Here is a 9,259-nt window from a genome sequence, read left to right as displayed (position 1 = left end):
GTCCGGGGGCGGAGCCCCCGGGGACCAGGACCACTCAGCCCAGCGGGTGCATCCAACCGTGCGCGTCAGGAGCCGTACCCCGCTGGATGTCCAGCAGAGCCTGGCGGAGCCGGAGCGTGACCTCCCCCGGCTCGCCCCCACTCTGCTTCCACTCCACGCCGGCCCTCTTCACCGTACCGACCGGCGTGATCACAGCCGCCGTACCGCAGGCGAACACCTCGGTCAGCGACCCGTTCTCCGAGTCCCGCTGCCACTGGTCGACCGAGACCCGGCCTTCCTCCGCCTTGTACCCGAGGTCACGGGCGACCGCGAGCAGGGAGTCACGGGTGACGCCCTCCAGGATCGACCCCGTCAACGACGGCGTGACGATCCTGTCCCCGTACACGAAGTACAGGTTCATGCCGCCCAGTTCCTCGACCCACGTGTGCTCGACGGCGTCGAGGTAGCAGACCTGGTCGCAGCCCTTGGTCGCGGCCTCGGCCTGCGCGAGCAAGGACGCCGCGTAGTTGCCGCCCGTCTTGGCGTCGCCCATGCCGCCGGGGACGGCGCGGACGCGGTCCTCGGAGACCCAGATGGAGACCGGCTTGACGCCGCCCGGGAAGTAGGCGCCGGCCGGGGAGGCGATGACCAGGAACAGGTACTCGTTGGCCGGCTTCACACCCAGGCCGACCTCGGTCGCGATCATGAACGGGCGCAGGTAGAGGGACTCCTCACCACCGTGCGCCGGGACCCACCCCTTGTCCTGCCGCACCAGCGCGTCGCACGCCTCGATGAACGTCTCGACCGGCAGCTCGGGCATCGCGAGCCGGCGCGCGGAACGCTGGAAGCGCTCGGCGTTCTTCTCCGGACGGAACGTGGCGACCGACCCGTCGGGGCGGCGGTAGGCCTTCAGCCCCTCGAAGATCTCCTGCGCGTAGTGCAGGACCGTGGTGGCGGGGTCGAGGGAGATCGGCGCGTACGGCACGAGCTGTCCGTCGTGCCAGCCGCGGCCTTCCGTCCACTTGATCGTCACCATGTGGTCGGTGAAGTGGCGGCCGAACCCGGGGTTGGCCAGGATCGCCTCGCGTTCTGCGGCGGAGAGCGGATGGGCGGAGGGCTTGAGCTCGATCGTGGGCGTCGTCATGGGTTGATGTCCTTCACCGGTTGTAGTGACGGGCCGCGCTCGGTACTGCTCTGATGATGACCAGTGCTAGGACGTCCGAGCATTCCCTCATTCCGCGGCCTCGCGTTCGATTATCGCCCGGGGGCGACGGCGGAAGGAACGGGGTGAATGCGACCCGGTGGTCGATGGTGGCACCCGGCGGGAACATGCGAAAGCCGCCGGGCGCGGATGCGACCCGGCGGCTCTGCCAAAAGCAGCGGCGGGTCAGCCGGCTACTCGTACGGCGAGCGCGTCGCCGATCTCCGTGGTGGAGCGGGCGGGCTTGCCCGTGCGCTCCGACAGGTCGGCGGCGACCGCCTCGTCGATACGGTCGGCTTCGGCCTCGTGGCCGAGGTGGCGCAGCAGCAGGGCGACGGACAGCACCGTGGCGGTCGGGTCGGCCTTGCCCTGGCCGGCGATGTCCGGGGCCGAGCCGTGCACGGGCTCGAACATGGACGGGAAGTCTCCGGACGGGTTGATGTTGCCGGAGGCCGCCACGCCGATGCCGCCGGAGACGGCGGCGGCGAGGTCGGTGACGATGTCGCCGAAGAGGTTGTCCGTGACGATGACGTCGAAGCGCTCGGGCTGCGTGACGAGGTAGATCGTCGCCGCGTCCACGTGCATGTACTCGGTGGTGACCTCGGGGAACTCCTCGGCCACCTTGTTGAAGATGTTGGTCCACAGGTGACCCGCGAAGGTCAGCACGTTGTTCTTGTGGATCAGCGCCAGCTTCTTGCGCGGGCGGGCCTGGGCACGCGCGAAGGCGTCCCTGACCACGCGCTCGACACCGAAGGCCGTGTTCACGGAGACCTCGGTGGCGACCTCGTGCTCGGTGCCCTTGCGGATCGTGCCGCCGTTGCCGGTGTACGGGCCCTCGGTGCCCTCACGGACCACGACGAAGTCGATCTCCGGCTCGCCGGCCAGCGGGGTGGCGACACCCGGGAGCAGCTTCGACGGACGCAGGTTGACGTGGTGGTCGAAGGCGAAGCGGAGCTTGAGCAGGAAGCCGCGCTCCAGGACGCCGGACGGCACGCTCGGGTCGCCGATCGCGCCGAGCAGGATGGCGTCGTGCTTCTTCAGGGCGTCGAGGTCGGCGTCGGTGAGGGTCTCACCGGTGGCGTGGTAGCGCCGGGCGCCGAAGTCGTACTCCTTGGTCTCCAGCTTCACATCCTGCGGGAGGACGGCGGAGAGGACCTTCAGCCCTTCGGTCACGACCTCCTGGCCGATTCCGTCACCGGGGATCACTGCGAGATTGATGCTGCGAGACATGCGGGCACCCTACTCCTCGTCCCATGGGATGACACGCAGCGTCCGCGATACGGACACGTCGCCCCTCGTTCACCCGTATGTCAGACCGGTGTTGGGCCTTGCTGGGAAGTTGACTGGCATGGAGACTCCCGACTTCGGCATTCCCCGGCGGCTCGCGGACCGGATGAGCATGGCGGAACAGCACGAGTATCTGCGGACGCGGCTGTCGCGGCGGCGCACGCTGGTGACGGCCGGCGCCGTGGCGAGCGGGCTGCTGACCGGCTGCTCGGGCTCCGGGTCCGGCACCGGCGGCTCTACGGCGACCGGAGACCCGTCGCCGAGCACGTCGAAGGCCCCCGGCTCCTTCGTCACCCCCTTCGGCCGCCATCTCGCCTTCGGCGCCGACCCGAAGACGCAGATGCGGATCTCCTGGCAGGTGCCGCTCGCGGTGAAGAAGCCGTACATCCGGGTCGGCACGCGCCCCGACGACCTCGGCCGCAAGGTGGAGGCGGAGCTGCGCGATCTGCACACCCCGGAGCTGAAGGGCGTACGGGCCGCGGTCGACCAGTACTACCTGCACGCGGCGCTGGACGGCCTGCGGCCCGGCACGACGTACTACTACGGCGTCGGCCATGAAGGCTTCGACCCCGCCTCCCCCGACCGCCGGTCCACCATCACCTCCTTCCGCACGGCGCCGGCGAGCCCGCCGGAGCGGTTCGTGTTCACCGCGTTCGGCGACCAGGGCGTCGGCGAGGAGGCGGCCCTCAACGACCGTCTGCTGCTGCGCCAGAGCCCCGCCTTCCACCTCCACGCCGGTGACATCTGCTACGCCGACCCGACCGGCAAGGGCAAGGAGTCGGACGTCTTCGACGCCGGGCAGTGGGACCGCTTCCTCAAGCAGACCGAGCCGGTCGCCAGGTCGGTGCCGTGGATGGTGACGACCGGCAACCACGACATGGAGGCCTGGTACTCGCCGGACGGCTACGGCGGCCAGCTCGCCCGCTTCTCCCTGCCGGACAGCGGCTTCGACGCCCGTACGGCGCCGGGGGTGTACGCCTTCACCTACGGCAACGTCGGCGTGGTCGCGCTGGACGCGAACGACGTGTCGTACGAGATCCCCGCCAATTTCGGCTACACGGAGGGGCGGCAGACGAAGTGGCTGGAGAAGAAGCTCGGCGAGCTGAGGGCCGCGAAGGACGTGGACTTCATCGTCGTCTACTTCCACCACTGCGCGTACTCGACGTCCACGCACGCCTCCGACGGCGGGGTGCGCGCCGAGTGGCTGCCGCTGTTCGCGAAGCACGAGGTGGACCTGGTGATCAACGGGCACAACCACGTGTACGAGCGGACCGACGCGATCAAGAACGGCGAGGTGGGCAGGCCGGTGCCGGTCGGCGGGACGACGGACCCCAGGCGGGACGGGATCGTGTACGTCACCGCGGGCGGCGGCGGCAAGGAGCTGTACGGCTTCCCCGACGGCGTGAAGGAGAGCTACGAGGGGAACACCGCCGACCACGAATCGGTCGGCACGTTCCGGTGGACCAAGTCCCAGGACACGAAGGCCGAGTCGGTGCAGTGGTCGCGGGTGCGCTACCGCGGGTTCTCGTTCCTCTCCGTGGAGGCGGAGAGCGGCGCCGCGCCGAAGCTGAAGGTGTCGGCGCTGGCGTCGAGCGGTGAGCGGATCGACCATTTCGAGGTGCGGCGCGGGGCGTGAGGCCCCGCACCGCGCCTCGTCGGGCGGCTCCCGGTCCGAGGGCGGCTCAGTGGCCGGTGGATCCGCCGTTGTCCCTGCGGTCGAGGGCGCGCTGGAGCGCGGCGGCGGCGTTCTTGCGGTCGGACTCGGTCGTCCGGGAAACGTGACGGACTCGGCGGCGGACGGTCGTCTCGGCCATGGGAAATCGACTCCTTCGACAGCATGGAGCGCACAGGGAGATGGGAGACGCCGGAGGGGGCGGGGAGCGGTGCCGCAGGGGTTGCCTGCACGGGGCCCGGCTCACGACCGCCATTCGCTTGGTCGAGCGAGACGTTCGGCTCCTACAAAACTAAGGGAGGCCGGAGCGTCTGTCTCCACAATTACTCGGACTTCCTACTATCTGAGACGGTGGACTACGTCACACCTCGCTGAGCTGCGGTGATTCCTAGAGCACGTCTCCGTCGCGCCAGTCGAAGAGCAGAGCGTGCGCGGGGTCGAGCGCACCGGCGAGGGCCGGCCGGACATACGTGCTGTCCTCTTCGTCCGGCAGGCGGATGTCGCCCTCTCGCGGGCTGAGGGCGTGCACCTCACCGCTCCACAGCCGCCAGCCGCGGGAGGTGTAGAGCCGGGCTCCGTCGGCACTGGCGGAGAGGGCGCCGAGGTCGTAGGCCCGCTCGACGACGCGTTCCAGCTCGTCCATGACCCGCCCGCCGAGGCCGCCGCGGCGGGCGTCGGCACGGACGGCGACGTTCTCGACGTACCCGGCGCGCAGCCACCGCCCACGGTGCCGCACCCGGCGCATCACGACCGCCCCGTGCGCGGCGAGGCCGGAGTCATCGTGCACGAGCGCGTGCATGCCGCCGAGGCCGTGGTCCCAGTCGTCGTCGCCGAAGTCGCCCTCGAAGGCGGCGTCCAGGAGGGCCCGTACGGCGGCCAGTTCGGCGGGGGCGAGGTCGGCGGTGTGGGCGGTGCGTACGCGGATGGTCATCGGCCCAGTATGGGAAGGGGCCCGGCGGCTCTCGACCGGATATACGCCGACGGGCCGGGTCAGACGACCCGGCCCGTCGGTTCCGCGGGGGCTCAGCCCATGTGCGGGTACGTGTAGTCCGTCGGCGGGACCAGCGTCTCCTTGATGGCGCGGGTCAGGGTCCAGCGCATCAGGTTCTGCGGGGCGCCGGCCTTGTCGTTGGTGCCGGAGGCACGGCCGCCGCCGAAGGGCTGCTGGCCGACCACGGCACCGGTCGACTTGTCGTTGATGTAGAAGTTGCCGGCCGCGTAGCGGAGCTTGTCGGCCGTGTAGGCCGCCGCCGCGCGGTCGTTCGCGATGACCGAGCCGGTCAGGGCGTAGTCGGAGACGGACTCCATCTGGGTCAGCATCTCGTCGTAGCGGTCGTCCTCGTAGACGTGCACGGCGATGATCGGGCCGAAGTACTCGGTGCGGAAGACCTCGTTCTCCGGGTCGGTGCACTCGATGACGGTCGGCCGGACGAAGTAGCCCTCGGAGTCGTCGTAGGTGCCGCCCGCGACGATCGTGCAGGAGGCGTCTTCCTTGGCGCGGTCGATGGCGGCCTTGTTCTTGGCGAAGGCACGCTCGTCGATGACGGCGCCGATGAAGTTCGACAGGTCGGTGACGTCGCCCATCTTGATGCCGTCGACCTCGGCGGCCAGCTCCTCCTTGAAGCCGGAGTTCCAGATCGAGGCGGGGATGTACGCGCGGGAGGTGGCGCTGCACTTCTGGCCCTGGAACTCGAAGGCACCCCGGGTGAACGCCGTCTTCAGGATCGCCGGGTCGGCCGAGGGGTGGGCGACGAGGAAGTCCTTGCCGCCGGTCTCGCCGACGAGGCGCGGGTAGGTGCGGTACTTCTCGATGTTGTTGCCGACCGTCTTCCACAGGTACTGGAAGGTGGGGGTCGAGCCGGTGAAGTGGATGCCCGCGAGATCGCGGTGCTCCAGGGCGACCTTCGAGACCTCGATGCCGTCGCCGGTGACGAGGTTGATGACGCCCTTGGGCAGACCGGCCTCCTCCAGCAGCTGCATCAGCAGCACGGCGGCGTGGGTCTGCGTCGGGGACGGCTTCCAGACGACGACGTTGCCCATCAGGGCGGGGGCCGTCGGGAGGTTGCCCGCGATGGCGGTGAAGTTGAAGGGCGTGACCGCGTAGACGAAGCCCTCCAGCGGGCGGTGGTCCAGACGGTTCCACACGCCCTGGGAGTTCGCCGGGGGCTGCTCGGCGAGCAGGTCGCGGGCGTAGGCGACGTTGAAGCGCCAGAAGTCGATCAGCTCACAGGGCGTGTCGATCTCGGCCTGCTGCGCGGTCTTGGACTGGCCGAGCATGGTGGAGGCGGCGAGCGTCTCGCGCCAGGGGCCGGACAGCAGCTCGGCGGCGCGCAGGATGATCGCCGCGCGGTCGTCGAAGGACAGGGCACGCCAGGCGGGCGCGGCGGCCAGGGCCGCGTCGATGGCGTCCTGGGCGTCGGCCTGGGTGGCGTTGCGGTACGTGCCCAGCACGGCCTGGTGGTTGTGCGGCTGGACGACCTGGAAGGCCTCGCCGCCGCCCATCCGCTTCTCGCCGCCGATGGTGCAGGGCAGGTCGACGGGGTTGTCGGCCAGCTCCTTCAGCCTGGCTTCCAGCCGGGCACGCTCGGGCGAGCCGGGGGCGTAGCCGTGCACCGGCTCGTTGACGGGGGTGGGGACCTGGGTCACAGCGTCCATGTTTTCCCAAACTCCTTACTGAGCGGTGTGTCGGTCAGCCCTTGGTGAGCATCGATCGTGCGAAGAACCGCAGGTTGGCCGGTTTCTCGGCGAGTCGGCGCATGAAGTAGCCGTACCAGTCGGTGCCGTAGGCGGTGTACACGCGCATGCGGTGGCCCTCGGCGGCGAGGCGGGTCTGCTCGTCGCCGCGGATGCCGTAGAGCATCTGGAACTCGTACTCGTCCAGTTTGCGCCCGGCGCGGTGCGCGAGCTCCTGTCCGATGGCGATCAGACGGGGGTCGTGGGACCCGATCATCGGGTACCCCGTCCCCTCCATCAACGTACCGAGAATCCGTACGTACGCCCGATCGATCTCGTGCTTGTCCTGGTACGCGACCGAGGCGGGCTCCTTGTAGGCGCCCTTGACCAGGCGCACCCGGCTGCCGTTCGCGGCGAGGCGGCGGGCGTCGGCCTCGGTGCGGAAGAGATAGGCCTGGATGACGCAGCCGGTCTGCGGGAAGTCCTTCCGCAGCTCCTCGTGGATGGCGAACATCGAGTCGAGGGTGGTGTGGTCCTCGGCGTCGAGGGTGACCGTGGTGCCGATCTCGGCGGCGGCCTCGACGACCGGGCGGACGTTCTTCAGGGCGAGCTCGTGGCCGTCCTCCAGCGCCTGCCCGAACATCGACAGCTTCACCGACATCTCGGCGCGGGTGCCGAGTTCCAGCGGCTTGAGGCGGTCGACGAGCTCCAGGTAGGCGTCCCGGGCGGCGGCGGCCTGCGCGGGGTTGGTGATGTCCTCGCCGACGACGTCCATCGTCAGCTCCAGACCCCGGTCGGCGAGGTCCCGGACCACCGGGACGATGTCGTCGACGCCTTCGCCCGGGATGAAGCGGTCGACGACCTGCTTGGTCACCGGGGCCGCCGAGATCAGGCGTCGCATCCGGTCGCTGCGAGACGCGGCGAGAATCACGGGACCCAGCACGGGGCACCTCCAGAGCACAACCAAACGGATGGCCGGACCCCGGGCGGATGACGCTTCGGGTACGGCGCGGAGAACCACCGTGAAACCTAGGGATCCCTTCGATCGTCGGCCATCGACACCTGTCACGCATCCGTGCCGCAGATCTCAGACAGATGTATGAAGGGGCGTGGCCGGTGGGGGACAATGCCCGCATGACGTCGGAACACCGGGGTGACTACGAGGAGCTGGTCGACGAGATCTCGGAGCTGCTCGGCGCGCCCGCGACGCTGGAGAACCGGGACTTCGAGCTGATCACCTTCGGGGCGTACGACAGTGAGGGCGACCTCGATCCCTCGGCCCTGGATCCGGTGCGCACCCGTTCGATCCTCACCCGCCGTTCGACGGCGGCCGTGCGGGCGTGGTTCGAGGGCTTCGGCATCACGCGCGCGACCGGCCCGGTGCGGATCCCGCCGACGCCCGAGGCGGGAGTGAACCGGGGGCGGATCTGCCTCCCGGTCCGCCACCGGGGCGTGGTCCACGGCTATGTCTGGCTCCTGGACGACGATCCCGGCCCGAGCGAACGCCGGCTCTCCGCCGCCATGGAGGTCACGACCCGGATCGGGGCGCTGCTCGCGGACGAGGCCCAGCACGGTGCCGACCTCAGCCGTGAACTGCGCGCCGTCCTCACGGCGGAACGCGACTGGCAGCGCGACATGGCCATCGCGGAACTCCGCACCGCCCTCGGCCCCCGCGCCGACGGTCTGCACACGGTGATCTGCGTGGCCCCCTGGCCCTCGGCCGACCCCGACGACGCCCCCTCGGTCCGCACGATGCCGGGCGCGACGGCCCTGTGCACGCTGCCGTGGGGGGCGTCGGCCCAGTGCGTGGCCCTGCTGATCCGGCTGCGCTCGACGGACGTCCTGACTCCGGCGACCACGGCGGCGGCGCGACTGCTGGAGCGGGCGGGCGGCAGTGCTTCCTCCACCGGGTCCGGCCGCGCCGGCCCCTCTGCCCACGGGCCTGCCGGCAGCGCCGCCGGCCTCGCCACCCCCCGCTCCGGCCTCGCGGAGCTGGGCACCTCCTGGTGGGAGGCGTCAGCGGCGGCTCGGGCGGCGTGGGCCGAGGCGCGGCTGGGTCCGGTCGCGCAGTGGGCAGCGATCGGACCGTTCCGGCTGCTCACCGCGCTGCCGCCGGAGGTGGCCCGCGACCCCGCGGTGCACACCCTGCTCTTTCCCGTACATCAGGAACTCGCCCGTACCGCCGAGGTCTACCTCGACTGCGCCGGCCAGGCCGCCCGGGCCGCCGCCGAGCTGGGCATCCACCGCCAGACCCTGTACTACCGCCTGTCCCGGATCGAGAAGCTGACCGGCCTGGAGCTGGACGACGGCGAGGACCGTCTGCTCCTGCACATGGCGTTGAAGGGGGCCCGGCTCGCGCACGGTCGGGCCATCGGGCCGTCCGGGTGAGACCCGTCGCCCGAACGGGCGGTTCTCAGGACGACCCCGTGCCGTCGGGCGCCGCGTGC

Annotated in this window: 8 protein-coding genes; 2 read left to right on the top strand and 6 right to left on the bottom strand. The window is 70.5% G+C overall.

All coding sequences use genetic code 11. The annotated features are described in order from the left end of the window. Positions 1–34: 34 nt before the first annotated feature. Together ACFT4A_RS35520 and ACFT4A_RS35515 are read right to left on the bottom strand one after the other, a co-directional pair. Positions 35–1,123: a branched-chain amino acid aminotransferase gene (locus tag ACFT4A_RS35520; RefSeq protein ID WP_382838820.1), complete on the bottom strand. Its 1,089-nt coding sequence runs from the start codon at positions 1,121–1,123 to the stop codon at positions 35–37. A gap of 243 nt (positions 1,124–1,366) precedes the next feature. Beyond that, a complete protein-coding gene (locus tag ACFT4A_RS35515; protein ID WP_184598610.1) occupies positions 1,367–2,410 on the bottom strand; it encodes a 3-isopropylmalate dehydrogenase in 1,044 nt (347 codons plus the stop codon). A gap of 118 nt (positions 2,411–2,528) precedes the next feature. Between ACFT4A_RS35515 and ACFT4A_RS35510 the strand changes: the two genes are divergently transcribed. Then, on the top strand, positions 2,529–4,103 hold the full coding sequence (locus ACFT4A_RS35510; RefSeq protein WP_382838817.1) for a purple acid phosphatase family protein: 1,575 nt from the start codon (positions 2,529–2,531) through the stop codon (positions 4,101–4,103). A 46-nt stretch (positions 4,104–4,149) separates the two neighbouring features. Here ACFT4A_RS35510 and ACFT4A_RS35505 read toward each other — a convergent pair whose 3' ends face one another. The 4 genes from ACFT4A_RS35505 to ACFT4A_RS35490 all read right to left on the bottom strand — a co-directional run bounded on the left by ACFT4A_RS35505 (position 4,150) and on the right by ACFT4A_RS35490 (position 7,755). Then, entirely contained in the window at positions 4,150–4,281 is a 132-nt protein-coding gene (locus ACFT4A_RS35505; RefSeq protein ID WP_005479955.1) for a hypothetical protein, read from the bottom strand. A 246-nt stretch (positions 4,282–4,527) separates the two neighbouring features. Continuing rightward, complete coding sequence (locus tag ACFT4A_RS35500; protein WP_382838814.1) at positions 4,528–5,070, bottom strand: GNAT family N-acetyltransferase; 543 nt, start codon at positions 5,068–5,070, stop codon at positions 4,528–4,530. Positions 5,071–5,162: 92 nt separating this feature from the next. Next, positions 5,163–6,794: an L-glutamate gamma-semialdehyde dehydrogenase gene (gene pruA, locus ACFT4A_RS35495; protein WP_382838811.1), complete on the bottom strand. Its 1,632-nt coding sequence runs from the start codon at positions 6,792–6,794 to the stop codon at positions 5,163–5,165. Between the two features lie 34 nt (positions 6,795–6,828). Continuing rightward, positions 6,829–7,755 (bottom strand): proline dehydrogenase family protein, encoded by a 927-nt coding sequence (locus tag ACFT4A_RS35490; RefSeq protein WP_382838808.1) that lies wholly within the window; start codon positions 7,753–7,755, stop codon positions 6,829–6,831. Positions 7,756–7,946: 191 nt separating this feature from the next. Between ACFT4A_RS35490 and ACFT4A_RS35485 the strand changes: the two genes are divergently transcribed. Continuing rightward, positions 7,947–9,200: a PucR family transcriptional regulator gene (locus ACFT4A_RS35485; RefSeq protein ID WP_382838806.1), complete on the top strand. Its 1,254-nt coding sequence runs from the start codon at positions 7,947–7,949 to the stop codon at positions 9,198–9,200. The last annotated feature ends 59 nt before the right edge of the window (positions 9,201–9,259 follow it).

The sequence above is a fragment of the Streptomyces sp. NPDC057099 genome, assembly GCF_042671245.1.
Taxonomy (GTDB): Bacteria; Actinomycetota; Actinomycetes; order Streptomycetales; family Streptomycetaceae; genus Streptomyces; species Streptomyces purpurascens.
The sequence above is the reverse complement of the archived record's forward strand: the minus strand, read 5'-3'. Positions and strand labels throughout refer to the sequence as shown.

Coding starts and splice junctions, on each gene's coding strand:
- ACFT4A_RS35520 (WP_382838820.1), bottom strand. CDS start 1,123: ATGACGACGCCCACGATCGAGCTCAAGCCCTCCGCCCATCCGCTCTCC.
- ACFT4A_RS35515 (WP_184598610.1), bottom strand. CDS start 2,410: ATGTCTCGCAGCATCAATCTCGCAGTGATCCCCGGTGACGGAATCGGC.
- ACFT4A_RS35510 (WP_382838817.1), top strand. CDS start 2,529: ATGGAGACTCCCGACTTCGGCATTCCCCGGCGGCTCGCGGACCGGATG.
- ACFT4A_RS35505 (WP_005479955.1), bottom strand. CDS start 4,281: ATGGCCGAGACGACCGTCCGCCGCCGAGTCCGTCACGTTTCCCGGACG.
- ACFT4A_RS35500 (WP_382838814.1), bottom strand. CDS start 5,070: ATGACCATCCGCGTACGCACCGCCCACACCGCCGACCTCGCCCCCGCC.
- pruA (WP_382838811.1), bottom strand. CDS start 6,794: ATGGACGCTGTGACCCAGGTCCCCACCCCCGTCAACGAGCCGGTGCAC.
- ACFT4A_RS35485 (WP_382838806.1), top strand. CDS start 7,947: ATGACGTCGGAACACCGGGGTGACTACGAGGAGCTGGTCGACGAGATC.